This is a genomic window from Vibrio sp. 11986-1-5 (assembly GCF_963878025.1).
Classification (GTDB): Bacteria; Pseudomonadota; Gammaproteobacteria; order Enterobacterales; family Vibrionaceae; genus Vibrio; species Vibrio injensis.
In genome coordinates, this window is sequence record NZ_CAWNVW010000011.1 from 292,398 (window position 1) to 318,587 (window position 26,190).

Sequence of the window (26,190 nt, forward strand, 5' to 3'; positions counted from 1 at the left end):
TTTATAACAAAGATAATCTTGATTATGCCAGCCTATTACGAGGAGTATTACTGTGGATAAACCTTGGCTCTCACGTTATCCCACTGACGTACCAGAAATGATTAATCCCGATCAATATTTATCATTGGTCGAAATGTTCGAACAATCTGTCCATAAATACGCTGACCAACCCGCATTCATGAATATGGGGTCGGTAATGACTTTTCGTAAGTTGGAAGAGCGCAGTCGAGCATTTGCTGCTTATTTACAAAATGAATTAAAGCTGAAAAAGGGCGATAGAGTAGCGTTGATGATGCCGAATCTATTGCAATATCCCGTCGCTCTATTTGGCGTATTACGAGCAGGAATGATCGCGGTTAACGTCAACCCTCTATACACCCCACGTGAATTAGAACATCAATTAAATGATGCCGATGCTCGTGCGATCGTAATCGTCTCCAATTTTGCGAATACTTTAGAGCAAATTGTCGCGAACACTCAAGTTAAGCATGTCATCTTGACCAGTCTTGGGCAAATGTTACCTCGCGCTAAAGGGACCTTGGTTGATTTTGTGGTCAAGTATGTCAAAGGTATGGTTCCTAAATATGATTTACCGGGCGCCATATCAATGCGTAAGGCATTGCATAAGGGGCGTCGTTTACAATACGTTAAGCCTTTTATGTCCGGTGAAGACATTGCGTTTCTACAGTATACCGGTGGGACAACGGGGGTAGCGAAAGGTGCGATTTTGACTCATCGCAACATGGTCGCTAACGTATTGCAAGCCAAGGGTGCATATGGTCCGGTTTTACGTGAAGGACGTGAATTGGTGGTAACGGCATTGCCGCTTTATCACGTGTTTGCACTCACGGTAAACTGTCTACTGTTTATCGAAATGGGGGGGCGTAATCTACTGATCACCAATCCTCGCGACATCCCCGGCTTTATCAAAGAACTTCAAAAATATCCATTCACGGCGATTACTGGTGTGAATACGCTGTTTAATGCGTTAGTGAATAATGAAGATTTTCATGAACTGGATTTTAGTCATCTCCAATTGTCGGTTGGCGGTGGTATGGCCGTACAACGCGCAGTGGCTGAAAAATGGAAAAAGATCACCGGTATCCATTTACTCGAAGGTTATGGTTTAACGGAATGTTCACCTTTGGTCACCGGTAACCCTTATGACTTGTCCGATTACTCTGGCGCGATTGGTTTACCCGTGCCTTCGACTGAAGTTCGTATGGTTGATGATGAAGGGAACGTCGTGGCCAATGATCAAACCGGCGAACTTCAAGTACGTGGCCCACAGGTAATGCAAGGCTATTGGCAGCGACCTGAAGCCACCAAAGAAGTGATTAATGAAGATGGTTGGTTGTCGACAGGGGATATTGTGCGCTTTGATGAAGAGGGTATGATCTACATCGTTGACCGTAAAAAAGACATGATTCTTGTGTCTGGATTTAACGTCTACCCGAATGAAATAGAAGATGTTGTTGCACTGCATGGCAAAGTGCTAGAAGTGGCGGCGATTGGTCAAGCGCATGAAGTGTCTGGTGAAGTCGTTAAAATTTATGTGGTTAAACGCGACCCAAGTTTAACGAAAGAAGAAATTATTACTCACTGTCGTAAGCACTTGACGGGTTATAAAATTCCTAAACTGATTGAGTTCAGAGAAGAGCTGCCTAAGACTAACGTTGGTAAGATTTTACGTCGCGTACTGCGTGAAGAAAACGATGCGCAACTGGCAGAAAAGTCGAAATGTGCTTAAGTGCGCAATAGCGTTTTAATGTTACAATGCCGACCATTCTCGTCGGCATTTTTTTATCTTAGCGCCCCCAAATCAACACAGGCAGAGTGAGCCATTTGTGAATTATCAAATTATTAATCAGCAGCATGAGTTACAGCGAGTGTGTGCACTTGCTCGTCAGGCAGACGTTGTCATGCTTGATACTGAATTCGTCCGCACCCGGACGTTCTTTCCGCAATTAGGTTTAATCCAACTATTTGATGGAGAGACGCTGTCACTTATCGATCCGCTGGCGATGGTGGATATGGCTCCATTTATTGAGCTGCTGCAAGACGTTTCTGTCTTAAAAGTGTTGCATGCCTGCGGGGAAGATCTGGAAGTATTTCATAACAGTCTAGGCTGTGTGCCATTTCCGATGGTAGATACTCAGTTGATGGCGGCCTTTATTGGTTATGGCTTATCAACCGGCTTTGCTGCTTTGGCGAATGATTTACTCAATGTTGAGTTAGATAAAAGTGAATCTCGCACCGATTGGCTTGCGCGGCCTTTGTCTGAAAAACAATTAGAGTATGCCGCCGCGGATGTTTTTTATTTACTGCCGATGTATGAACAGCTACTCGATAAAGTCACCCAAGCTGGCTGGTGGGATGCCGTTTTACAAGAGTCACAACTGCAAGTTGAAAAACGGACTCGAATGTTTGATGCACAATTAGCTTACCTTGAGATCAAAGGGGCTTGGCAACTCAAACCTAAAGAGTTAGCGATTTTAAAACCGCTTGCTACTTGGCGTTATCAACAAGCGGTTAAACGCGATTTAGCTTTAAATTTTGTCATCCGTGAGCATGATTTACTGACGATTGCCCGTCTAGCACTGAGTTCTCCAAAGCAAATGGAAGAAGCGGGGATAGACCCACATGTGATTCGTCGTCATAGTGATGCGATAGCAACGATTGTTAAACAAGCGAAACAGACACCTGTAGAGAGTTATCCTGCGGCGATCGTGCCGTTAATGGATTACCCTGGCTATAAGCAGCTATTCAAAAAACTCAAAGATGAGGTTAAGATGGTATCGCAAACCTCAGGTTTAGCAAGCGAGTTTTTAGCATCGAAAAAGCAGTTAAATCAGTTGGTGAGTTGGGTTTGGAACCAGCAACGTGAACCGGATCACCTGCCAGACTTAATGCAAAATTGGCGTTTACCTTTACTCGGTGAGCGACTCAATAAGCTGATCGGATAACATTTATCAGCCACTAAGTGGCAGTCGACAGTAGTCATCCCAACCTTTGCTCTGTTGGGATGGCCTGTTGATAAAGCTGCGTCAGTATTGTTGCGCTGACTTACTTCTCTTCATCAGGGAGTTTTACGTTTAACTCCAGAACAGAAATGTCGTCATCTTTATGCTCAAAAGAAAGCTCAACCATCGATGGATCAATCGCAACGTATTTAGCAATCACTTTCAGAATGTCTTCTTTAAGTTGTGGTAAATAGGTTGGCGCAGGATCGCTTTGGCTGCGGCGCTCGGCAACAATAATTTGTAAGCGCTCTTTAGCCAAGCTAGCCGAGTTTTTTTTCTGTGGGCGGAAAAACTCAAGTAAAGACATACTAATTTAGCCTCCAAAAAGTCGTTTAAAGATGCCTTTTTTCGGCTCAGTAAGAAAACGAAACTCTACTTGCTGGCCAAGCAGTCTTTCGACTGTATCATCATAGGCTTGACCTGCGTCAGATTGCTCATCAAAAATCACTGGGACACCTTTGTTTGAGGCGTTTAATACGGCTTGGCTCTCAGGGATAACCCCCAGCAGCGGAATATGCAAAATTTCTTCAACGTCTTCAACACTGAGCATCTCGCCTTGATTAACCCTTGTTGGGTTATAACGTGTTAATAGTAAATGCTGTTTAACTGGCGGAAGACCTTGTTCGGCACGCAGTGATTTTGAATCTAAAATTCCGAGAATACGGTCTGAATCACGTACAGAAGAGACTTCAGGGTTCGTCGTGACAATCGCTTCATCTGCATAATAGAGCGCCATTAACGCGCCTTGCTCAATACCTGCAGGAGAGTCACAAATAATAAACTCAAACCCCATCTCATTAAGCTCATTGAGGATACGCTGTACCCCTTCTTTGGTCAGAGCGTCTTTGTCTCGCGTTTGTGAAGCTGGCAAAATAAATAAGTTTTCATTGCGTTTATCTTTGATCAGCGCCTGATTCAGAGTGGCTTCGCCATTGAGAACATTGACAAAATCATACACCACTCGTCGTTCGCACCCCATGATTAAATCGAGATTGCGCAGCCCGATATCAAAATCAATCACCGCGGTTTTTTTACCTTTCAGCGCCAGCCCTGAGGCAATGGCTGCGCTGGAAGTGGTTTTACCCACTCCGCCTTTTCCTGACGTTACAACAATAATGCGTGCCATTTAATTAATTTCCTTTCGAATCTAAATTGTCAATTTATCAAAATGCAGTGACTCATCATTTAAGCTGAGCATCACTTTATTTTGCCAAAATTGACTATCAATTTGATCGCTTAGCCAGTAATTTCCTGCAATAGACACCAGCTCGGCTTGTAAATCATTACAAATTATTTTTGCTTCTCTTTGACCACTCGCCCCAGCAATCGCTCGGCCACGTAATGTACCATGAATATGGATTGAACCGTCGGCGATGACTTCTGCGCCTGGGCTCACATGGCTAAGAATCACTAAATCACCATCTTTAGCATAAACTTGCTGGCCTGAGCGGATTGGCGTATGAATCACTTTCGTCGGCGCCATTGTTGCCGGCGCGTTTGCTGGCGTATTGCTGGCTGTCATAACGGCAAAGCCCGCCTCGAATGCTTGACGTTGACAACGTTTATCTTTACAGCCAGTAATGCCAACGGGAACAAAGCCGGCTTCACGAATGCCTTGTTTAAGAGCATGAAAATCCATTTCACCGCCGACTTTATTAATATTAAGCACAATTGGTGCATTAGCAAAAAAAGCAGGAGCTTGATCCGCTTTTTGTTTAAGAAAATCGATCGCAGTGGCAACATGATGATCTGCAAGGTGCAATACAGATAAAGTAAAGCTGCTGCCTTTTAGGTCAGGTGTATGAGACATGATAACGTTGACCTCAATAAATGTTGGTAACGCTGGTTATATACCCAAATCAGCTCACAACACTCGAAAAAAGGAGCATACTTATTTTGAGGTTACTTGGGTATAGAATAATTAGCGTTGTCGGAGACAATGGCTGTCATGTTATATTCAGCGCTCAGTGACAGCAAGTTATCTTGCGGTCAAATACGTGATTTACTCGCAATTTTCATTGTGGTTATTCAAAATATATCCAAGTCATTTGGGTGTATACTCTCTTTGACCGCATATCTCGCAGATAACACAATACAAAAGGGTTGGCATGCTTTGTTCTATTTATAAAAGTTCGAAAAAAGAAGGGACTTATCTGTATATTCCGAAAAGGGATGATTTTTCACAAGTTCCTGACATTTTACTTGAGACCTTTGGTAAACCTATCTTTGTCATGTTAGTCAACTTGACCAATCGTCAGCTAGCTCGAGTGGATGTGGATAAGGTAAAGACAGCGTTGCAAGAAACGGGGTTCTTCTTACAGCTTCCCCCACCAACAGAAAATTTATTGGATATACATAAACAGCAGAAAGCACAAAGTAGACAAACCACTGCTGATTAGGATCGCTTGAGGAGGGCATCTTGAGAAAATTACTGTCAGTTATTTTAGGGTTAACGCTATCGGCTCCTTTGCTAGCCAATACGGTGAGTTTTGAGCAATATCTTGAAGGGTTAAAGCAACAGGCGCGTCAAGAAGGCATTTCTGAGCAAATATTGGCAGAAGCGTTTGCTAATGTGGAATATCGACCTAGAGCCGTCACCGCAGATCGTAATCAACCGGAAAGACGTTTAACTTTAGATGAATACATTCCTCGTGCAGTGCCTGATTGGAAAGTCAAACAAGCTCAAGCCCTGTATGAAAAGCATTATGATGAATTACAGCGTATTGGTAAGCAATATGGTGTTCAGCCGCGTTTTATTGTGGCACTTTGGGGCGTGGAAAGTAATTTCGGTAGTTTTACTGGCAATTTCCCTGTTATCGATGCCTTATCAACAATGGCCTATGATGGTCGGCGTGAAGAGTTTTTCCGTAAGGAAACCATGGCTGCATTACAAATTTTGCAACAAGGGCATATTACGGTTGATGAAATGAAAGGCTCATGGGCAGGGGCGATGGGACAATGTCAGTTCATGCCTAGCTCCTTTTTAGCGTTTGCCGCAGACGGTGATGGTGACGGTAAAAAAGATATTTGGGGCACCAAGGCAGATGTATTCGCGTCAACGGCTAATTATCTAAGTAAATCTGGTTGGGATGATCGTTATACTTGGGGGCGTCAGGTAAAAATTCCAGCTAATTTTGATAAAGCTTTGGAAGGCCGTCAGGCTGAAAAAGGCAAGTTGCTGCGCGAGTGGAGTGAGCTTGGTATCACTCGTTATGATGGTCAACCGCTACCACAGTTGAAAGAGGACATCAAAGCTTGGCTCATTATGCCAGACGATGAAAGTGGGCGAATTTATTTGGTTTATAACAATTATAATGTGTTGATGAAATGGAACCGCTCGCACTACTTCGCGGTTGCAGTCAGTCATTTAGCCGATAGAATCAAATTTTAACCATGAGTGACCAAAGTGGTTAGTTTCTTCGATAAGGGCTGTTCAATTACAGCCCTTTTTATTCTCGTAACTTGGTGATTGATAAAAAGTGGATTGTCGCTTTTAGCCGATCAATTGCTCTTCAATTGCGTTGCGTAACTTGACGCGATCATGCCGCCAATCACGATTGGGAGAAGCGAGATCGCGAGTGACACAATTCCATTGATGATTGAGCTCAGGATGCTTAATGGCACCAATCACTACGTCAATATGGCGAGCGCTACAAGCACGTTCACACCATTCTAGTTTCTGCTGCAAACTCATGCGTCCCGCTGGGCCATATTCTGGGGAAAGGTTCTCAACAAAAATCAATTTGGCGCGGGTATTCTCTGCGATCGCTTGGCCGATTTCAGGTAATAATAGCGGTGGCATAATACTGGTGAGAAAGCTGCCCGGACCGAGAATAATCGCATCTGCTTGAGAGATAGCATGGACGCCTTCCTTAGTGGCGGGGACTTCTGGATCAAGATCCAGCCTCAGTAGATCTTGGGCCATTTCATCAACACTGGTTTCCCCTGTGACCCATTTCCCCTCTACCGATAGGGCGGTTAAGTCAGCTGGATGCTCTGACATTGGTACAATATTGACATCGACTTTGAGCATGTTACGGATCAAGTTAATCGCTTCTAGCGGGCGTACCGAGAGGTGGTCTAAGGCGGTTAACATTAAATTGCCAAGATTATGCCCGTTCAGTTCACCAGCGCCTTTGAAACGGTACTCAAACATCATCGAACTTATGGATGGCTCTGTGATTAACTGATTAATGCAGTTGCGTGTATCTCCCCAAGCGATACCCCCTTGGCAGTGGCGGATACGCCCAGTAGAACCACCATTATCAGTAGTAGTAACAATGCCTGTCGCATTAGAACCAAAGACTTTTAATGCAGCGAGTATTCTGCCTAATCCGTGGCCGCCACCAATGGCGACCACTTTTTTATCATCATAGAGGGACATGTTATATTTCGAGTTGTTCTTTGATGGCCTACAATTTAGAGTAATGCTCAAGCGGATGGTACTCATTTTGTGGTAATTTATGCATCAAAACCGTTTTTTTTCAGTAGAAGCTGGAAACACACACAATATTTAAGTATTTTATCCGTTCGCTGCAACCGATAAGCGTCGATCGTACGCTTATTGTTGCCATAACTCCGAGCTTATCTGCACTAAGTTTTCTTAAGCGCAACGTTTTTGAAGATAAGTCATTTAAGCCAGTGGAATTGATCCACAAGGGCAAAGTGGGAAACTTTTTTGCCTCCCGTATTTGGAAAGGTGTTCCGTGGCGCAACCATTCGAAGATAAATATCAGCGTAAATTTTACTATTTACGTCTGTCTGTGACTGATGTCTGCAATTTTAAGTGTACCTACTGTTTACCAGAGGGGTACCGACCCTCGGGAACCAAAAACTCTGCTTTTTTAACTCTGCCTGAGATTCAACGCGTGGTGAAGGCGTTTGCCTGTTGTGGAACCTCTAAAGTGAGAATTACTGGGGGAGAACCGAGTTTACGCAAAGATTTTACCGACATTATTCAGACGGTCGCTGAGCAGCATGGGATAGATAAAGTTGCCACCACCACCAATGGCTACCGGATGGCTGATCATGTTATGGCTTGGAAGCAGGCGGGATTGACCGATATTAATGTGAGTGTCGATAGTTTAGACCCGAGGATGTTTCAGCAGATCACCGGTGAAAATCGTTTTTATCAAGTCATGCAGGGAATCGAGCGAGCTTTTGAGGCTGGTTTTGCGCAAGTGAAAGTTAATGTCGTATTGATGAAAGATCTTAATGCGCACACCATGCCTCAATTTTTGGCGTGGATTAAACATCGACCAATCCAACTGCGTTTTATTGAACTGATGCAGACAGGGGAGATGGATGATTTATTTGCTCGTCATCATCTTTCTGGTGTCGCCCTGCGCAATCAACTGATTGCCGATGGCTGGTTACTAAAAGTAAGAGCGCACCACGATGGGCCAGCTCAGGTTTATTGGCATCCTGATTATCAAGGCGAAGTAGGGTTGATCATGCCTTACGAGAAAGATTTTTGCCATAGCTGTAATCGGTTACGCATCTCTGCGTTAGGTAAGCTGCATCTTTGTCTTTTTGGTGAGCAAGGTCTCTCATTACGTGATCTATTACAAGAAGATAGCCAGCAATCAGCATTAATTGAACGTATTCAAACCCAGTTACAACATAAGTCTGTTAGTCATTTTTTACATGACGGTAATACAGGTATAACTCCCCATTTGGCATCCATTGGTGGCTAGCCTTTTGGGGACAGACAATGAAAAAGATAAGGTGATGACATGGGGCATGCAGAAAGTAAATTTCAACCCGCTAACATTGCGGTACTAACCGTATCCGATACACGTACGCAAGAAAACGATACCTCTGGTGGCTATTTAGCTGAGCAATTGCAAGCTGCGGGGCATCTATTGGCGGATAAGCAAATTGTGATCGATGATAAATATAAAATTCGTGCCATCGTGTCACAGTGGATTGCTGATGAGGCGATTCAAGCCATCTTAATTACTGGTGGTACAGGCTTTACCGCTCGCGATAGTACTCCTGAAGCATTGAAACCACTTTTTGATAAAGAGGTCGAGGGCTTTGGTGAGCTGTTTAGAATGGTATCGTATGAAGAAATTGGTACTTCAACGATTCAGTCACGAGCCTTAGCGGGATTTGCCAATCACACGGTGATATTCGCTATGCCGGGTTCGACGGGGGCTTGCCGTACGGGATGGACGAAAATTATCCAGCAGCAATTAGATGCGAGCCATCGTCCATGTAACTTTATGCCTCATCTCGCTGGGTAACAGAAAAACATGACTGAATTTAGCCATATTAATGCCAACGGTGAAGCGAATATGGTCGATGTATCGGCCAAACTCGATAGTGTGCGTGAAGCACGTGCAGAAGCTTATATTCGTATGGCACCAGAAACATTGCAGTTAATTATTTCTGGGCAGCATCACAAAGGCGATGTGTTTGCTACCGCACGGATTGCTGGTATTCAAGCCGCTAAAAAAACGTGGGATTTAATTCCTCTTTGCCACCCGTTGTTGCTTTCTAAAGTGGAAGTTCATTTACAAGCTATCGAAGCTGAAAGTTGTGTACGAATTGAATCCGTGTGTAAGCTAGCAGGGAAAACTGGTGTTGAGATGGAAGCGTTAACGGCAGCATCTGTTGCCGCTTTGACTATTTATGATATGTGTAAAGCGGTACAAAAAGACATGGTCATTGAACAGGTGCGTTTATTAGAAAAAACCGGAGGTAAGTCCGGGCATTTTAAGGCTACGCTATGATTAACGTTGTTTTTTTTGCACAGACTCGAGAGTTGGTTGGCTGTGATCGGGTCGAGATGCCAGCCAATTTTGCAACCGTTGAGTCTCTTAGACAGCATCTTGTGCTGCAAGGCGATAAGTGGTCACTAGCGTTAGATGCGGATAAGTTACTGGTTGCTGTTAATCATACCATTGTGGCTATGACTCATCCTTTGCAGTCGGGTGATGAAGTGGCCTTTTTTCCACCAGTTACTGGCGGGTGAGACCGATGGATAGCAGAGTTTCTGTACAAACGGCTGATTTTTCATTGGCCGATGAGTATGCGGTGTTAGCGCAAGATAGTGCTGCTGGCGCAGTTGTCACATTTGTCGGTAAAGTTCGTGATCTCAACCTCGGTGATGATGTGATCGGCTTACGTCTTGAACATTACCCAGGAATGACTGAAAAAGCGCTCAGTCATCTGTGTGATCAAGCCCAACAGCGCTGGCCCTTACAACACGTTCGTATCATTCATCGGATTGGTGATTTGGATGTTGGTGCGCAAATTGTGTTTGTTGGCGTTGCGAGTGCCCATCGCGGTGCGAGTTTTGCTGCTTGTGAATTCATTATGGATAGCTTAAAAACTCAAGCCCCGTTTTGGAAGAAAGAACGCACCACACACTCTGAACGCTGGATAGAATCGCGCGAATCCGATCATCAGGCGGCTAAACGTTGGTAAATCAAAATCCCGAGCCAGCTTTTTGTTTGGCTGACTCGGGGCGTACCCTCTCTAAAACGGCTCGGCCTTAATATCTCGCTTAAAACGTTCGCTTTGTTACAAAAAAATCGTCTTCCTCTCTAGTAAAATCAAGAAATTAGTCAACACTTACTATAGGCACCTTAATTGACTCGGAGTGTCATTAAGGACTTGTTTGTCTATTTAATCATTATGGGATAGCCATCACTAAGCTCAGAGATGTGCTCATGGCATAGCGATGGTTAAGAACGCCAAGGAGATAGTAATGGATTCACTCAAAGTAAGAGATTACATGACCGTCAAAGCGGTGACCTTTAGTCCTGAGATGTCACTCAGTGCGGCTTTAGAGCGCGTAAGTGGTTCTGAACATCTTGGTGGGCCAGTGATTGATGATCAAAAGAGAGTGATCGGCTTTCTTTCTGAACAAGATTTGCTCGATAAATTAGTTAAAGCCAGTTACTTCTGCCATGACTCTCATACGGTAAGTGACTGCATGCATCAAGAAGTGCTGTCGGTTTCTCCGGAGACGTCAATCATCGAACTGGCTGATATGATGAAAGTCGGTAAGCCGAAAGTCTATCCGGTGATAGAGCAAGGAAAGTTAGTGGGTATCATTACCCGTCGTAATGTACTGTTAGCGATCGGTAAAAACCTCGCCACCAGTTTTAAACACCCAGTTTAATCGCTAAACAACTAAAGTGAGAACATTGGCTTATAGGGTGGGATAAAGGTTTTGTAGAGACTCGCTCTCTCTTTTTGAACTTAGCTCAAGAGCCTATAGTTAAATGCGCAAAAAACACTTGACCTTGGAGTTAGCTCCAAGGTGTAAGCTCAACACATCATCAAATTAGGAGATTGATTGATGTCTGTTAAGCATTCAGGGTGCGGTGTCACTCATGGTTCTCATGCCACTCATAGTCAGGCGTCTTGTTGTTCTGCAGCGTCAACCACCCATCAAGTGCAACCTGAGGTTGCTTGCTGCGCTCAACCAACTGAAGATAAAAACACGCGCAGTGCTGCGGACAATTTGCATGACTCGGTTGCTAAGTTCCAACGCAGTTGGCAAGTGGTGGGGATGGATTGCCCATCGTGTGCGCGGAAAATAGAAACGGCGTTACAGAAAATTCCAGATATTGTCACTGCCCAGGTTCTGTTTGCGACAGAAAAGTTGGTGGTGCAGTTTAATCAGCAAGCAACGGTTGCGGCGGTTGAACAAGCCGTTAGTCGTGCTGGTTTTCAGATCCAGCACTCGACCTCTAAAGTCGCATCTTCTCACTCATCCCCTCGAACGTGGTTAACACAAGCAGACAATCGACGTCTGGTTTTGATCAGTTCAGCGATGCTAGTCGCTGCTCTAATGACTCAGTGGTCGAGCGAGTTAGCGCAGTGGATATTTACACTAACCTGTTTGTTAGGCTTGGTTCCGATTGGGCGTAAAGCTTGGCAATTGGCAAAGTCAGGTACGCCGTTTGCGATTGAAACGTTAATGACTGTCGCCGCACTGGGCGCTTTGTATCTTGGTGAGACGGCAGAAGCGGCGATGGTGTTATTACTGTTTTTGGTTGGCGAGCGCTTAGAAGGCATTGCGGCTGCACGAGCGCGTTCAGGAGTTCAAGCGCTGATGGCGCTGGTGCCTGATCAAGCGACGAAAATAGAACACGGCCAGCGCGTGTTAGTTGATGTGCAAGATCTGCAACCTGGTGATCACGTTGAGGTTGCTCCTGGCGGGCGTTTACCTGCTGATGGGCAGTTGATGGATCAAGCGGCGAGCATTGATGAAAGTGCATTAACCGGAGAATCGATTCCGGTTGAAAAGCAAGTTGGTGACACGCTCGCTGCGGGCTCTGTAGTGGTTGATCGTTTGATCCAAGTGCAGATCACTTCATTACCGGGACAAAATGCCATTGACCGTATTTTACACCTTATTGAGCAAGCTGAATCTCGTAAAGCGCCTTTGGAGCGGTTTTTAGATCGATTTAGCCGTTGGTATACCCCGCTGATGATGCTGATTGCTTTATTGGTTGTGCTCATTCCACCATTAATGTTTGCTCAGCCATGGGAAACCTGGACCTACCGTGGACTGGCGTTATTACTCATTGCTTGTCCGTGTGCGTTAGTGATTTCAACCCCTGCGGCGATTACCTCTGGCTTAGCGGCGGCAGCAAGACGCGGTGCTTTAATCAAAGGGGGAGCGGCACTTGAGCAGCTTGGCCGAGTGACCATGATGGTGTTTGATAAAACCGGAACGCTAACGCAAGGAAAGCCACAGGTAACGGATATGATCAGCTTAACGGAGCTGCCGTCATCTCAATGGTTAGCTGCAGTAGCGGCTATTGAGCAAGGCTCTAGCCATCCTTTAGCCACTTCGTTAGTAGATAAAGTGCAAGCTCAAGGTTATGTTATCCCCTCAGCATCTGAGCAACAAGCCTTATCCGGGCGCGGTATCACAGGCTTGGTTGCTGGTCAACGCTATTCACTGTTGTCGCCAACTCAGCTCGATGTGGTGGTTAGTGCCGCTGTCACTGAATCGATTGAGCAACTCGAAGCGCAAGGGAAAACGGTCGCTGTTGCTTTGCAAAATAAGCAACCGATAGGCGTTATTGCTTGGCAAGATACATTACGTGATGAGGCGCAAGCCGCGATTGCACAACTGAAAAAAATCGGCATTAACAGCATCATGTTGACTGGGGATAACCCACGCAGTGCCGCAGCTATCGCCGATAAGCTCGGTATGGATTTTCAAGCCAGTTTATTGCCTGAGGATAAAGTGCAAGTGGTCGAGCAATTATCACAGCTTCAACCGGTTGCAATGGTGGGGGATGGCATTAATGATGCTCCTGCGATGAAGCAGGCCAGTATCGGTATTGCGATGGGCAGCGGTACCGATGTGGCGTTAGAGACGGCGGACGCAGCATTAACCCATAATCGACTCATTGAGTTGGCAGGAATGGTCGAATTATCTCGCGCTACACTGAATAATATTCGGCAAAATGTGACAGTAGCCTTAGGTTTAAAAGCCATTTTGTTGGTGACCAGTTTACTTGGTATCACGGGATTATGGATGGCAGTATTGGCTGATAGTGGTGCGACGGCGTTGGTTACTCTAAATGCTTTGCGTTTACTACGCTTTAAGCCATCAGTAGCGGATTAGAGTGAGCCATAGGGATTAAAGTCATTTGAGTTGAATCACGAGCGAATAGTGTGGAGTTGCATTTGAATTGCTCATTTTTGTGATGCAAACCGTTTTTCTTTGAAATGTTGGTTTTTATTGCTAGCGTAGTTGTGATGTTTGTCACTAAATGTTGTTGTGGACTGGGATAGAGTCACGTGGTACCCGAAATTAATGATGAGCTGAACAAGCCGCAATCAAGGAGTAACTTATGTCTCAAGCTGTCTTTCACCTAGGAGTGACCCAAGCCGATCTAAATGGTGCTACGTTGGCGATTATCCCAGGTGATCCTGCACGTGTACAAAAAATCGCTGAATTAATGGAAAATCCTGTTTTTCTTGCTAGTCATCGTGAGTACACGCTCTATCGCGCTGAGTTAGATGGTCAATCCGTTGTGGTTTGTTCAACGGGTATCGGTGGTCCATCAACGTCGATTGCGGTAGAAGAGCTCGCTCAATTAGGTGTGCGCTCTTTCTTACGTGTTGGTACCACTGGTGCAATTCAACCACACGTCAACGTCGGCGACATGATTGTTACCACTGGCTCAGTACGTCTTGATGGCGCTAGCCTACACTTTGCACCGATGGAGTTCCCTGCGGTACCGGATTTTGCAGTAGCAACCGCGATGAAAGAAGCCGCAGAAGAGAGCGGCGCTACCGTTCACATGGGGGTAACGGCATCAAGTGATACGTTCTACCCAGGTCAAGAGCGTTATGACACATTCACCGGTCGTGTTGTTAGCCGTTTTCAAGGTTCAATGAAAGAGTGGCAAGAGATGGGCGTGCTGAACTTTGAGATGGAATCTGCGACGCTATTAACCATGTGTGCTAGCTCTGGTTTAAAAGCAGGCTGTGTAGCGGGCGTTATTATTAACCGTACTCAAAAAGAGATCCCAGATCACGCCACCTTAAAAGAGACCGAAGCTCGTTCAATTAAAGTGGTGGTTGAAGCAGCGCGTAAGATGCTTAAATAATCGCTATCATTGATTGAGTTAGTATTAAAAAGCGCCACAATCGTGGCGCTTTTGCTATTTGAATGTTAGGTCTCGGTGCAGAGTTTTAAGCCAGCGCGAGTTGTGGTAACGGTAAGTATAGGCTTTCAGTCACTTCGGACAGCATTTGGTCGTACACTTGAGCGATCGTTAGCGATAATTCAGAAGTCAGTTGATAAAACTGCTTCGCATCGAGCTCTAAATGCGGATTATCATGGATCTCACTCAGTTGGTGCATGGCTTCGGAGCAGGCTGGTGAGGCTATCGATAAAGGACTGATCAGCGCGAGTTGACTCAGTTTTCGTCGCATGAGCTCACTGTAATGACGAAGACGAAGCCGTCCCTCTTGACTCCCCATTTCTTCAATACACAAACGTAACTGAGTCAGTGAATCCATGCTATCGATGACTTGTTGCCAATTCATATGATATTCATCACTCAGGTCGTCTCGATGCGATTCAGCTAACCAAGCAAGGACGATTTCATCAATTAAAAATAGACAATGACGAATCGCTTTGCCGTGAGCGACTTGGTTTCTTGCCACACTATAGTCAGGCCATTCATGGCGAATGGCGGTTAACTTAGCTTGGAAAATACGATACAGAGGTTTGTTATCAAAATGAGCATGGGCAATCAAATGATTTAAAGTCTGATCGATAGTGGATTGAAGAGAATGAATCTCTTGTTGACGATCTTGACCAAACATCAGCTCATGATGGGTAGCTTGACGATGTTGACGACAAAGATAAAGTAACTCGCGTAAATCAACTAAGAGTTGATATTTACGTTGTAGGTTGGATTCTTTCTGTTTGGCAAAGAAAAATAATCCGCCAAGAATCGCGATAGAGATAAGCATGGAAATAAAGACAAACATAATCCACTCCTTGTATGTGTGGCTTGCTCAGAACAGAGATTCCTTTCTCAATGTAGGTTGCTGTACGCGTTAACCGAATGGTCATCACTATTGATGAGCAGATATCACGACGTCACCTAGGTTGAGTATTCCCCGGAGTTAGATATTGCATGCTTAATGCCAGTTTTTTATATCTTAAAAATCAATTGGTTACATTTTTCTTGCTGGTATTTGTGCACCAAAAGGGTGCAACTTGTGCTAAAAGTGTGAACAAGAGCAATAAAAAAGCCCTCTCATTTGAGAGGGCTATCACCAATCACGTTAGTAAGGGGTTACATCACCCGCATACCAGCTTGAGCACCTTCATGAGGCTCAAGAATCCACAACTGGTCACCGCCAGGGCCTGCCGCGAGGATCATGCCTTCTGACATACCAAACTTCATCTTGCGTGGTTTTAGGTTAGCCACCATCACGGTGTATTTACCGACCAGCTCTTCAGGTGAGTAAGCGGCTTTTATTCCAGAGAAAACTTGGCGTGTCTCACCACCAATATCCAACTGGAATTTTAGTAACTTATCGGCCTTTGGCACCGCTTCACAAGAGAGAATTTTGGCAATCCGTAAATCAACTTTAGCAAAATCGTCAAATTCGATTTCTGCAGCGATGGGATCTTTGCTTAACTCTGTTGCTTGACTAACGGGTTGAGCGTTTTCTATCGCGGCTTTTTCCAGTGCTGCTTCTTGTTTTGAGGTTTCAATCATCGCTTCAACATGCTGAGGGTCAATACGATTAAACAGCGCCTTAAATGGCGTTATGCTATGAGCCGTCAGTGGTGTTTGAATACCATCCCAAGTCAGTTCTTGATTTAAGAACGCTTCCGTCCGCTCAGCTAACGCTGGCATTACAGGCTTGAGGTAAGTCATTAATACGCGGAATAGGTTAATACCGACAGTACAAATATCTTGCAGCGCTTGGTCTTGGCCTTCTTGCTTAGCGACAACCCAAGGCGCTTTTTCATCCACATATTGGTTAGCTTTATCTGCTAGTGCGGTGATCTCACGAATTGCGCGACCAAATTCACGAGTTTCGTAAAGGTCAGCAATACGTTCAGCGGCCGCGGTAAATTCGGCGTACAATTCAGGCTCTGTAAAGGTTGTAGATAACTGATTATCAAAACGTTTACTGATAAAGCCAGCATTGCGTGAAGCTAGGTTAACAATCTTGTTGACCACATCAGCATTGACGCGCTGCGTGAAGTCTTCAAGGTTTAGATCGAGATCATCAATACGGTTGTTCAGTTTTGCCGCGTAGTAGTAACGTAAGCACTCAGGGTCTAAATGTTTTAAGTAAGTACTCGCTTTGACAAACGTCCCTTTTGATTTCGACATTTTCGCGCCATTAACCGTGACATAGCCATGCACAAAAACATTGGTTGGTTTACGGAAACCACTGCCTTCAAGCATCGCTGGCCAAAATAGGCTATGGAAGTAAACAATGTCTTTGCCGATAAAGTGATAAAGCTCGGTTTGACTGTCTTTACGCCAGTATTCATCAAAGTCTAAATCATTGCGCTTGCTGCAAAGATTTTTGAATGATCCCATGTAACCAATCGGCGCATCGAGCCACACATAAAAGAATTTGTTGGTTTCACCGGGGATTTCAAAGCCAAAGTAAGGGGCATCTCGGGATATATCCCATTGCTGCAAGCCACCTTCAAACCACTCTTGCATTTTATTGGCGGTTTCGGTTTGCAGCGAGCCAGAACGAGTCCATTCTTTAAGCATGCTTTCAAACTGTGGCAAGTCAAAAAAGAAGTGTTCAGAATCTTTCATCACAGGGGTTGCACCTGAGACCGCAGATTTAGGATTGATCAGTTCCGTCGGGCTGTAAGTTTCGCCGCAAGCATCGCAGTTGTCGCCATATTGATCTTCTGACTTACATTTTGGGCAGGTGCCTTTGACGAAGCGATCCGGTAAGAACATCTGTTTTTCAGGATCGAATAACTGAGAAATGGTGCGACTAGAAATAAAGCCATTTTTTTTCAGTTCAAGATAAATATGCGAAGCCAACTCACGGTTTTCTTCACTGTGGGTGCTGTGATAGTTATCAAAACTAATATCAAACCCGGCGAAATCTTGCTGGTGCTCTTCGCTAACCGCGGCAATCATTTCTTCAGGTGTAATACCCATCTGCTGCGCTTTAAGCATGATTGGTGTGCCATGAGCGTCGTCAGCACAGATGAAATTTACAATATTGCCGCGTAGGCGTTGGTAGCGCACCCAAATATCCGCTTGGATATGCTCAAGCATATGACCTAAGTGGATGGAACCGTTAGCGTACGGAAGGGCACAAGTTACCAGCAGTTTCCTTGGAGAAACGTTTCTTGGTTCAGTTGCCATACTTAATTATTCGCTATGTTTGATAGGTATTGAAAATAGCCTTCAATACTACCTGATGAAGCTACTCACGCCAAGGCGTGAGTCATGATAAGGCCTTAACTTTTTTGGGGTTCAGTGTGGGCAGATTGAGTGGTAGCATGAACAAAAAAGGAGGGCTTATGCTCACATTTACGTCCAAACACGATTTTTGTTCTTGGCTCAATCAGTTTTCTCACCCCAATTTAATTAGTGATTGGGCGCATTCTCCGGGCGTGGTTCAAGTAACGGCATCTGGGCAATTTGCAATTCATATCCCATTTGCTGCTCACGCTCTGCGCCAAGAGCTGCAAGCTTGGATAACTAATCAGCAGCAAACGAAAGCCGTTGCCGCTTTTGATTATTCAGTCAATGTTACTCCTAAGGCCTTGATCACCAAAGTTCCACATGGTGTTAAAGGCGTGAAAAATATTATTGCCGTCACGTCGGCGAAAGGTGGGGTGGGTAAATCAACCACAGCCGCTAACTTGGCGCTCGCGATAGCGGGCAGTGGTGCCAAAGTTGGTTTATTGGATGCGGATATTTATGGCCCTTCGGTGCCGATGATGTTTGGCACTCAAGATGCCAAGCCAAGTGTGCGTGATAATAAATGGATGCAGCCAGTGAAAGCGCACGGTATCTATACCCATTCGATAGGTTATTTAGTCGATAAAGCGGACGCAGCGATCTGGCGCGGTCCAATGGCATCAAAAGCATTAGCCCAACTTGTTAATGAAACTGAGTGGCCTGAGTTGGACTATTTGGTGGTGGATATGCCTCCGGGTACCGGCGATATTCAATTAACGTTATCTCAGCAAATTCCGGTGACAGGCGCGGTCATTGTCACCACACCACAAGATCTCGCCTTGGCTGATGCACGAAAAGGGGCGGCAATGTTTGCTAAAGTTGACGTGCCCGTGGTGGGATTAATTGAGAATATGAGTTATCACATTTGTCGTCATTGTGGTGAAAAAGAAGCGATTTTTGGTGTTGGTGGTGCGCAAACGTTAGCCACGGAATATGGTTTATCATTGCTGGCGCAAATTCCGTTGCATGTCACACTCAGGGAAGATATTGACGCTGGCAAACCGACAGTGATTGCTCGTCCTGACAGTGAACATAGTCAACAATATTATGCGCTCGCCGAGCGGATTTGTGCCAGCTTGTATTGGCAAGGCAAAGCGAAACCGCAAATCATCGATTTAACTTTTGTCGACTAAAAGCAGAATTAAACTTGGCGGCTGGTAAGACTTAGTTAGTGAACCGCCGCTAAATCAGCCAACATGTTAAGCAACCAATATCACTGCCTTTATTTTTGCTCAGAGAAGTAATCGTTTGCTTTGGGTTAATTTTATTCACTGTCAGAAAATACGGATATTTACCGTTGAGTGAACTGGTATCTAACCGACGAACTCCCTATAATCAGGCGGTTTATCTTATCTCCTCACATACACGTATCGGGTACACTGAACCATGTCTGATAATAATCAATGCGTCATCGTCGGTATTGCTGGCGCTTCTGCTTCTGGGAAAAGCCTTATTGCCAGTACCATTTATAATGAACTGCGCGCGAAAGTAGGCGACCATCAAATCGGTGTGATCACGGAAGATTGCTATTACAAAGACCAAAGCCATCTGAGCATGGACGAACGTGTCAAAACCAATTATGACCATCCTAATGCCCTGGATCACGATCTACTCTGCGATCATCTGCAAGCTTTAGTCCGCGGCGAAGCGGTTGAAGTTCCTGAATACAGTTACAGTGAGCATACGCGTACGGCTAATACCAGTACCATGACACCGAAAAAAGTGATCATTTTGGAGGGGATTTTACTCCTGACCGATCCTCGTCTGCGTGATTTAATGCATGCGACCATTTTTATGGATACACCGCTTGATATCTGTTTATTACGTCGAGTCAAGCGTGATGTCGAAGAGCGTGGACGTACTATGGAATCGGTATTGAAACAGTATCAAAAAACCGTTCGCCCGATGTTTATGCAGTTTATCGAACCGTCTAAACAGTACGCCGATATTATTGTTCCACGTGGTGGTAAAAACCGCATTGCGATTGATGTCTTGAAAGCCCATATCGCAAAATTACTTAAATCATAAAATTTACTGATCGTTGACTTTATCTTTTCCGATTAAAGTGGCACCTTAGATGCCACTTTTTTTATTTTCGTCAAGCAAGGAAAAAGCAGATGAAAAAACTGTCCCTATTCATTGCGGCGCTGCTGGTGATGGTTATCGCGGCAGTGGTCGCGTTAGTGGTTTTCGTCAATCCGAATCAATTTAAACCTCTGATCATTGAGCAAACCAGACAACAAACGGGCCTTGAGTTAGTCATTGAAGGCGATATCAGCTGGCAGTTCTTTCCAGCGATTGGTTTCGAACTTGGTAAAACCGAGTTAAGAAATCCTGACGGATTTACTCAAAATAACCTATTTAAGGTCGATCGTGTTGGGATTGATATCGCGGTCATGCCACTTTTTCGTCATCAACTGCATATTGGTAATGTTCGCCTTGAAGGAGCCGAATTTTATCTAGAAACGTTGTCGGATGGTCGTTCTAACTTAGATAGCTTGACTCAAGCACAAAACCAAAAACCATCCACACAGGTGGAGGAGGTGTTGACCGACTCAGCATCTAGCCAGCCAGAAGAGACAACCGCCGATCAAGCTTGGACTTTGAGCCTTGCTGGCGTGACTGTTAGTCAGGCACGATTAGAAATACTTGATCAGCAAACGGGCACACACAGTACCTTATATGACGTTGATCTTACGCTGTCAGAATTTGCCGCCGATCGTTGGACCAGCGTGGATTTTTCGGCCAAAGGAAGTGCGAACCAACAACGGTTTAGTGTACGCGGGAAAGCGGAGATAAAACTGTCTGCAGACTTTAAACAGTATGCTCTACGCAATATTACGCTTAATAGTACGTTCGAAGACCCATCAGTACAGATAGACGCTTTACAACTTAAGCTCGCGACTTTTGAATTTGATCAAGACAATGCGCTGACTTTTGCTGTGAAAGGTAACGCAGCCGACATGGCATTTGACGTTAGCGGCCAAGCGCAGTTGCAGGTTGATGCGGCGATCAGTACCGTTTCGTTGGATAAGTTACTTCTGAATTCGACATTACAAGGTGCGGCTTTACCACAATCACCGCTGCAGGTAGAAATGGCGTCTCGTATCGTGTTTGATGTGACCAACAGTACGCTGGATGTAGTGTTAGATAGGTTGATGGCCAACGCAATAGCGTTATCTGGACAAGCGAACATTCATTTGGCGGATATACCTAAAATCCGTTTTCAATTGCATAGCCCTGTGATTGATCTCGATGAATTTTTAGGGCTCGATCAAGCGGCGTCAAACTCTGCTGCCCAGCCATCGGTGAATGCACCCACTTCGCCACCGGTAGAGGTTGAACCAGATTTATCGGCTTTACAAGACTTAGATGTGGTTGGAGAAATAACCATTGATCGGTTTAAAGCAGGCAATGCCAAGCTTGAGCGTGTACATACTCGTTTTGCTGTTAACCGAGGTGTGATCGATCTTAATACGCTAACGGCTGAGCTTTATCAGGGTAAGATCCAAGCGAGCGCCAAGGTTGATGCACGAAAAACACCAGCAACCTATCAGGTTAAGAAGACCATTACAGGCGTTCAAGTTCAGCCATTATTGATTGATGTGGCGGACAATGACTTACTACAGGGAACGGGTAACATTACGGTAGATGTACGAGGTCGTAGCCTAACCCCAAGCGGTATTCAGAAAAACTTGCAGGGAACGGTCACAATTAACTTCGCTGATGGTGCTGTCAATGGCATTAATATCGCTCAGTTAATTCGCACCAATCATGCGCGTTTGAGAGGGCAAACGTTAGACGAATCTGAGGCAGTGAAGCAAACTGACTTTAGTGCGCTGACGGCGACGCTGCAACTGAATAAGGGTGAAGTGTCGACCAATAATTTAGCGATGCAATCGCCGTTATTACGAATTCGTGGTGAAGGTAAAGCCAATTACTTAAACGAAACGGTTGATTTTGTGGTTCGCACATCCATTGTTGGGACGCTGAAAGGGCAAGGTGGTAAAGATATCGACGAGTTGCGAGATGTCACTATCCCGATTCATATTTCTGGCCAATGGACTGAACCGAGATACCGATTGGTGTTTGATGATCTGCTTAAGCAAAGAGCGCAACAGGAGATTGACCGCGGTATTGAGAAGCTCGGTGATAAAGTGAAAGGTGAAGAAGCGAAACAAGCGGTGGAGGCCTTGAGAGGGTTATTGCGACGCTAAGCGTGGTAACCTTGAGTTAAAGGCTCATTGATGTCTAAAAAAGCTGGATAACTCCAGCTTTTTTATTGGGCGATCCACGACTACCAATCGACGCCTTTTAGGGCTTTGACGCCTGAATCAAAAGCATGTTTGATGTTTTTGACTTCAGAGACGGTATCTGCGAGTTCGATAAGTGTTCGATGAGCGCCACGTCCCGTGATGATCACGGATTGCATAGGGGGGCGTTGTTGTAACGCTTCAACCACTTCATCAAGATCAAGATAGCCATAGCTCACCATATAAGTCAGCTCATCAAACAGTAAGACATCTAAGGATTCATCGTTAAGCATACGTCGACACTCTTGCCATACTTGTTGAGCGGCTTCGGTATCGGTTTGTTTATTTTGTGTATCCCAGGTAAAGCCTGTCGCCATGACTTGAAACTCGACACCGAATTTTTCAAGTAAATTACGTTCCCCATTTTCCCACGTGCCTTTGATAAATTGTGCAACAGCACACTGTTTACCGTGGCCGACGGCGCGTGCAATGGTGCCAAAGCCTGATGTGCTTTTGCCTTTACCATTGCCAGTGATCACCAGCAATAAGCCTTTTTCTTGCTGAGCATTGGCAATACGCGCATCAACTTGTTCTTTTACTTTTTGTTGGCGTTGTTGATGACGCTGTTGCTTGATGTTTTCACTAGACATTATGTTGAGCTCTTTTTAGAAAAATAATGGACCACATCATAGCGTAAGTCTTTTATCGCTTTCTACCGAAAGCATTCATCCTGTTCGTTACTGTGATAGTGGCTAATACAAAGGATTTTGAAATCGCTGGATGTTTTTGTAATTAACAAATTCATCGTTTTCATAAATAGTTGAGGAATTATAGAGTTTAAGAAGATTTTTTAAAATCAGTGGCAGAACGGGCTGCAGAGCACTATGGTAAAAAAGTAACAACAAAAACGATTCAATGAACTCCTTTGCTTGCCAATCAAAGACTGAGGCTTTTGCCTCAGTCTTCTTCTTTGTGTTACTACCGTGTTGTTAGAGGAAAGTTTCTTCAATCTGGTTGATGTTTAGAAAGCGTAGCTGGCTTGTACACCGACTAACCATACGTGCCCAGTCACTTCTCCAGCAAAAGCGCCACCAATCGCTGCGGCTGGGTTATCTGACCCATCGCGAGGCTCATACAGCGAAGCTTTTTTAGCGAAAATATAGGTAAAACCAGCATCAAGGGTCAGTTGTTTCGTGGCTCGATAGCCCGCACCAATACTTAACCAAGTACGATCGGTTTCTGGAATGGTCGCTGTACGATATTTTGTACTTACCGCGGATAAGTCGTAGGCAATACCTGCACGTAGGGTCAAATCTTGATCCCAAGCGTAGCTGGTCCCTAACGAAAAACGGTAGTTATCTTTCCAGTTTTCTAACTTAATCAAGTCATTAGGGGTGCCATCATGAAAGTTAGCCACCAATTGATCAAAGCTGCTCCAATCCGTCCAGTTAATACTACTGTGCAATGCCCATTGTTCGGTTAATTGGTGAAAGCTGGCTAGCTCTGCCGTTGCTGGTAAAGTTACAGCGAGTTGCCCCGGTTTATGTTTCCCATATGGCAGACCTTCGGCATGACCATCAAAGTCCATCACGACTTGTGATTTATAGGTAAAAGCCACTCGATGTTCTGGGTTGATTTGCCATGCAGTACCAGCCTGCCAGCCCCAACTGGTATCGTCCCCTTCCATATATTTTAAAATAGTTCCTTGAGGTTGGGATAAGGCATTGCTCTTTGGCAGACTCGCTCCAAAATGACCTTCACCGATCACATAGCGTACACCAGCCCCGACACTGATTGTATCGGTCAGTTGATAGCCGAGGTTAACGTTCGCTTCGGCGGTGATGATTTTCGCCTGATCGCCAAAGTGGCTGGCAGCAAAGTTAGGTAGCTCGGTTTCCATGCCATAATTGGTGCCGATAGCTAAACCTAAAAAGGTTCGTTCATTCAATTGATGAGAGAAATAAGCATTCGGCACGATAGCGTCATGGGCGAAGTCTTTTGCTGTCGCGGTGGTTTGTCCAAGATTTGGGTGGGTTACTGTGCCATTGACATCAATGTTAGGGTTAACGTAAATCGCCCCGGCAGAAAATTGCGTGCCGGGCAGGTAGGTTAACATTGCAGGGTTACGCCATTGAGATCCTGCGTTATCTGCCATGGCGGCTTCACCCGCGTACGCTCGACCAAGCCCCGTCGCTGAGTATTCTGCTAGTTGAAATCCCGCCGCTTGAGCGTAGGTTGGTAGTCCCATTAAGCCGAACGCAACGGCTATCGATAACGTTTTTTGATTATTGTTCATGGTTATGTTCGCTGAAATGGTTAGTCAATAGTGGCGAAAAGTGTAAAGAGAGCGAGTTGCCTTAACAAATAAAAACAATAAATTATCAATATTTAGAGTTTTATATCGATTTTATATTATTAACTTACCTATTAATCTGGTTGATGTTCTGGTGGGGTGAAAGTTCAGCGAACAGATGTAGGATGTAACTGCCCCTTTTAAGCACAGTTGTAAGCTTAAAAGAGCGCCTGTGAGGTGAATAAATAAAAAAGGGCTGATGATTCAGCCCATTAAGATACGTATTTGAATTAAACCAAACTTAGAAGCTACGGCTGTATTGTAAGCCGATTAAGATTGCATCCGCTTTGGTGGTACCAGAAATGGAGGATAAAGTTAGTGTTTGCTCTTTATTTTTCGAGGTTTCATTTACTTTGACATCTTTACCCATTAGATAAGTAAAGCCAAAGTCGAAATTAGATTTGTCATCAATCTGGTAAGTAAAGCCCGCTGATAACCATTGACGATCGGAATCCGGTACTGAAATTGAGGTGATTTTATCTTGCGCACTGGTGTCGTACATATAGCCGGCACGCAGTGTCCAGTCGCGGTTTAAGAAGTAAGTACCGCCAATAGAGTAGTGCCAACCGTCTTTCCACTCATAAGGTTTAACATCAATACTTTGATTTTTAAATTCCAGTTTATCAAAAGCACTCCAGCCAATGTATTGCACACTATAATGGACAGCAAAGGCGGTATTGTCTATACGGTGGTAACCTGAAAACTCGGCCATATCTGGGAGTGGTAATTTGACTTCTTTATCGCCATCTTTAGCGGTAATGGTCGGGCTATAACGATAAGAGAGGCCAAAGCGGTTATTCTCATCCAATTCATAAACGGTACCGACATTAAAGCCAACCCCAAAACCGTCCGCTTTATCTATATCGGTGAAATTACAGTTACCACCGCCTGCCTGTATAATTGGACATAATTGCTTGCTAGCGCTACGTTTCAGAGTTCCTTGACCATAGATAAGATCCAGCCCTGCACCGACACTCCATTGTGAGTCAATGCGATAGGAGCCAGAAATACCAAAGTTTGCACTGAGAATTTCTGTTTCACCGCCGTATTCACCACCGGCGTAATTAGAGCCAAAATCGGTACGAGTACCAAAGTTAGAATAGGCGTTTACCCCCCAAGCGAATTGCTCGTTGACTGGGACGATTAAATGAATATTAGGTGCAACAGAGGTTCCGCCCGCATCGCTATAATCAGCGTTAAGAGAATTGTAACCAGAACCTGTAAAATGGGTATAAGTTGCATCTTTAACTTTAATATTAGTGGTAATTGTTTCAAAACCGAGTGAGAGCTCCATTTTATCAAAGAGAGCCATCGCGGCAGGGTTACGTGACATCACGGCGGCGTTATCGGCAATCACGGCATCACCGGCAAACGCACGACCAAGGCCCGTTGCCGATTGGGCGTTGAGCTGAAAGCCCGCCGCCATAGCTTGTTGAGTAGCAAGAGAGATGGTCACAGCAAGTAGTGACTTTTTAAACAGACGCGTCTTGTTCATGGTGCTTTTTCCTTGTTATATCGCCTCTAATGGGCGTTGTGTTGAGCAAAAGCTCAGTGGCTGGCTGATACTAGTCGCAAGTATAGGAGATAGAAATCCG

The 26,190-nt window shown here is 44.9% G+C and carries 24 protein-coding genes and 1 riboswitch; of the genes, 15 read left to right on the forward strand and 9 right to left on the reverse strand.

Annotation, left to right across the window (positions count from 1 at the left end):
• Positions 1 to 52 precede the first annotated feature (52 nt).
• Both fadD and rnd read left to right on the forward strand, forming a co-directional pair.
• The gene (fadD, locus tag AACS00_RS04335) at positions 53 to 1,750 is read left to right on the forward strand and encodes a long-chain-fatty-acid--CoA ligase FadD (RefSeq protein WP_040904178.1); all 1,698 of its coding nucleotides are present in this window, start codon (positions 53 to 55) and stop codon (positions 1,748 to 1,750) included.
• Positions 1,751 to 1,847: 97 nt separating this feature from the next.
• Positions 1,848 to 2,966, forward strand: a complete 1,119-nt coding sequence (gene rnd / locus AACS00_RS04340; RefSeq protein ID WP_110166612.1) for a ribonuclease D — start codon at positions 1,848 to 1,850, stop codon at positions 2,964 to 2,966.
• A gap of 100 nt (positions 2,967 to 3,066) precedes the next feature.
• Here the strand turns inward: rnd and minE are convergent, their stop codons facing one another.
• Genes minE through minC form a run of 3 tightly spaced genes read right to left on the reverse strand, consistent with a single transcriptional unit; the run spans position 3,067 to position 4,833 of the window.
• A complete protein-coding gene (gene minE, locus AACS00_RS04345) occupies positions 3,067 to 3,330 on the reverse strand; it encodes a cell division topological specificity factor MinE (RefSeq protein WP_004394871.1) in 264 nt (87 codons plus the stop codon).
• Positions 3,331 to 3,336: 6 nt separating this feature from the next.
• A complete protein-coding gene (gene minD, locus AACS00_RS04350; protein WP_072669806.1) occupies positions 3,337 to 4,149 on the reverse strand; it encodes a septum site-determining protein MinD in 813 nt (270 codons plus the stop codon).
• 21 nt (positions 4,150 to 4,170) lie between these two features.
• The gene (gene minC, locus AACS00_RS04355) at positions 4,171 to 4,833 is read right to left on the reverse strand and encodes a septum site-determining protein MinC (protein WP_110166613.1); all 663 of its coding nucleotides are present in this window, start codon (positions 4,831 to 4,833) and stop codon (positions 4,171 to 4,173) included.
• Between the two features lie 298 nt (positions 4,834 to 5,131).
• Between minC and AACS00_RS04360 the strand changes: the two genes are divergently transcribed.
• Both AACS00_RS04360 and AACS00_RS04365 read left to right on the forward strand, forming a co-directional pair.
• Positions 5,132 to 5,422, forward strand: coding sequence for a YcgL domain-containing protein (locus AACS00_RS04360; RefSeq protein ID WP_072669804.1), 291 nt, complete (start codon positions 5,132 to 5,134; stop codon positions 5,420 to 5,422).
• A gap of 20 nt (positions 5,423 to 5,442) precedes the next feature.
• On the forward strand, positions 5,443 to 6,414 hold the full coding sequence (locus AACS00_RS04365; protein ID WP_040904182.1) for a lytic murein transglycosylase: 972 nt from the start codon (positions 5,443 to 5,445) through the stop codon (positions 6,412 to 6,414).
• A gap of 102 nt (positions 6,415 to 6,516) precedes the next feature.
• Here the strand turns inward: AACS00_RS04365 and AACS00_RS04370 are convergent, their stop codons facing one another.
• Positions 6,517 to 7,407 carry a YvcK family protein gene (locus AACS00_RS04370; RefSeq protein ID WP_110166614.1) on the reverse strand — a complete coding sequence of 297 codons (891 nt, stop codon included), beginning with the start codon at positions 7,405 to 7,407 and terminating at the stop codon, positions 6,517 to 6,519.
• 180 nt (positions 7,408 to 7,587) lie between these two features.
• Positions 7,588 to 7,741, forward strand: a riboswitch (molybdenum cofactor riboswitch).
• On the opposite strand from AACS00_RS04370, the gene moaA reads away from it, so the two are divergent.
• The 8 genes from moaA (at position 7,730) to udp (ending at position 14,617) form a co-directional block, all read left to right on the forward strand.
• The gene (gene moaA, locus AACS00_RS04375; protein ID WP_110166615.1) at positions 7,730 to 8,719 is read left to right on the forward strand and encodes a GTP 3',8-cyclase MoaA; all 990 of its coding nucleotides are present in this window, start codon (positions 7,730 to 7,732) and stop codon (positions 8,717 to 8,719) included. (Overlaps the previous riboswitch by 12 nt.)
• Positions 8,720 to 8,758: 39 nt before the next feature.
• A complete protein-coding gene (moaB, locus tag AACS00_RS04380) occupies positions 8,759 to 9,271 on the forward strand; it encodes a molybdenum cofactor biosynthesis protein B (protein ID WP_004394877.1) in 513 nt (170 codons plus the stop codon).
• 9 nt (positions 9,272 to 9,280) lie between these two features.
• Positions 9,281 to 9,760 carry a cyclic pyranopterin monophosphate synthase MoaC gene (gene moaC, locus AACS00_RS04385; protein ID WP_110166616.1) on the forward strand — a complete coding sequence of 160 codons (480 nt, stop codon included), beginning with the start codon at positions 9,281 to 9,283 and terminating at the stop codon, positions 9,758 to 9,760.
• On the forward strand, positions 9,757 to 10,002 hold the full coding sequence (gene moaD, locus AACS00_RS04390; protein WP_110166617.1) for a molybdopterin synthase sulfur carrier subunit: 246 nt from the start codon (positions 9,757 to 9,759) through the stop codon (positions 10,000 to 10,002). Before moaC ends, moaD begins: the two co-directional genes overlap by 4 nt.
• A 5-nt stretch (positions 10,003 to 10,007) precedes the next feature.
• A complete protein-coding gene (gene moaE / locus AACS00_RS04395; RefSeq protein ID WP_110166618.1) occupies positions 10,008 to 10,457 on the forward strand; it encodes a molybdopterin synthase catalytic subunit MoaE in 450 nt (149 codons plus the stop codon).
• A gap of 283 nt (positions 10,458 to 10,740) precedes the next feature.
• Positions 10,741 to 11,157 carry a CBS domain-containing protein gene (locus AACS00_RS04400; protein WP_004394881.1) on the forward strand — a complete coding sequence of 139 codons (417 nt, stop codon included), beginning with the start codon at positions 10,741 to 10,743 and terminating at the stop codon, positions 11,155 to 11,157.
• Positions 11,158 to 11,337: 180 nt separating this feature from the next.
• The gene (locus AACS00_RS04405; RefSeq protein ID WP_110166619.1) at positions 11,338 to 13,626 is read left to right on the forward strand and encodes a zinc/cadmium/mercury/lead-transporting ATPase; all 2,289 of its coding nucleotides are present in this window, start codon (positions 11,338 to 11,340) and stop codon (positions 13,624 to 13,626) included.
• Between the two features lie 229 nt (positions 13,627 to 13,855).
• A complete protein-coding gene (udp, locus tag AACS00_RS04410) occupies positions 13,856 to 14,617 on the forward strand; it encodes a uridine phosphorylase (RefSeq protein WP_004394883.1) in 762 nt (253 codons plus the stop codon).
• Between the two features lie 85 nt (positions 14,618 to 14,702).
• Here udp and AACS00_RS04415 read toward each other — a convergent pair whose 3' ends face one another.
• Positions 14,703 to 15,509 (reverse strand): hypothetical protein, encoded by an 807-nt coding sequence (locus AACS00_RS04415; RefSeq protein WP_110166620.1) that lies wholly within the window; start codon positions 15,507 to 15,509, stop codon positions 14,703 to 14,705.
• Positions 15,510 to 15,820: 311 nt separating this feature from the next.
• On the reverse strand, positions 15,821 to 17,887 hold the full coding sequence (metG, locus tag AACS00_RS04420) for a methionine--tRNA ligase (RefSeq protein WP_110166621.1): 2,067 nt from the start codon (positions 17,885 to 17,887) through the stop codon (positions 15,821 to 15,823).
• A gap of 158 nt (positions 17,888 to 18,045) precedes the next feature.
• Here metG and apbC point away from each other — a divergent pair, with 158 nt between their 5' ends.
• From apbC to AACS00_RS04435, 3 genes are all read left to right on the forward strand, one after another.
• Positions 18,046 to 19,122 carry an iron-sulfur cluster carrier protein ApbC gene (gene apbC, locus AACS00_RS04425; RefSeq protein ID WP_110166622.1) on the forward strand — a complete coding sequence of 359 codons (1,077 nt, stop codon included), beginning with the start codon at positions 18,046 to 18,048 and terminating at the stop codon, positions 19,120 to 19,122.
• Between the two features lie 253 nt (positions 19,123 to 19,375).
• Positions 19,376 to 20,017 (forward strand): uridine kinase, encoded by a 642-nt coding sequence (gene udk / locus AACS00_RS04430; RefSeq protein ID WP_072669795.1) that lies wholly within the window; start codon positions 19,376 to 19,378, stop codon positions 20,015 to 20,017.
• 89 nt (positions 20,018 to 20,106) lie between these two features.
• Entirely contained in the window at positions 20,107 to 22,206 is a 2,100-nt protein-coding gene (locus AACS00_RS04435) for an AsmA family protein (protein ID WP_110166623.1), read from the forward strand.
• A gap of 80 nt (positions 22,207 to 22,286) precedes the next feature.
• Here the strand turns inward: AACS00_RS04435 and cobO are convergent, their stop codons facing one another.
• The 3 genes from cobO to AACS00_RS04450 form a co-directional block, all read right to left on the reverse strand.
• Entirely contained in the window at positions 22,287 to 22,892 is a 606-nt protein-coding gene (gene cobO, locus AACS00_RS04440) for a cob(I)yrinic acid a,c-diamide adenosyltransferase (protein WP_110166624.1), read from the reverse strand.
• Between the two features lie 371 nt (positions 22,893 to 23,263).
• Complete coding sequence (locus tag AACS00_RS04445) at positions 23,264 to 24,538, reverse strand: outer membrane protein transport protein (protein WP_110166625.1); 1,275 nt, start codon at positions 24,536 to 24,538, stop codon at positions 23,264 to 23,266.
• 298 nt (positions 24,539 to 24,836) lie between these two features.
• A complete protein-coding gene (locus AACS00_RS04450) occupies positions 24,837 to 26,090 on the reverse strand; it encodes an outer membrane protein transport protein (RefSeq protein ID WP_110166626.1) in 1,254 nt (417 codons plus the stop codon).
• Between the last annotated feature and the right edge of the window lie 100 nt (positions 26,091 to 26,190).